1 pseudogene is annotated in these 466 nt (G+C 77.3%); it reads right to left on the bottom strand.

Annotated features, from left to right (window positions below):
- Positions 1-466, bottom strand: a pseudogene (locus EXE51_RS17430) (hypothetical protein); the annotation flags it as partial.

The following is a 466-nucleotide window of genomic DNA, read 5'->3' on the forward strand; positions in this document are numbered from 1 at the left end:
GGTCCCGACCGCGGCGAGGGCGTGGGGGGCGTCGTCGCCCGCGATCGCCTCGGTCGCCGGCTCCCGGAGTTCGTTCGGGTCGGCGTCGTCGACGGTGCCGATCGCCCACCGCGCGCCGTCGACCTCGGTGACCGGGAGGTCGCGCAGGCGGGCGCCGAGCAGTTCCTCGCGGGCGTCCCGCAGGTCCGACTCCAGCCGGTCGGCCTCGTCGCGGAGCCGGGAGACCGCGTCCGGGAGGTCGCCGACGCGCGCGTCGAGCGTCGTCGCGGCGTCGAGCGCCGCGGCGTGGACCGCGCCGAGCTCGTCGATGGCTGTCGGGCCGACCGCGAACTCGACGCGAGTGACGCCCTCGCCGGGGTTCGACCGCTCCAGCACCGCGACCGGGCCGATCTCGGCGGTGTTCGAGACGTGCGTGCCGCCGCAGGCGGCGACGTCCCAAGGGTCGTCGCTCTCGCCGACCGTCACG

Source organism: Halorubrum sp. CGM5_25_10-8B, from assembly GCF_005435095.1.
Taxonomy (GTDB): Archaea; Halobacteriota; Halobacteria; order Halobacteriales; family Haloferacaceae; genus Halorubrum; species Halorubrum ezzemoulense.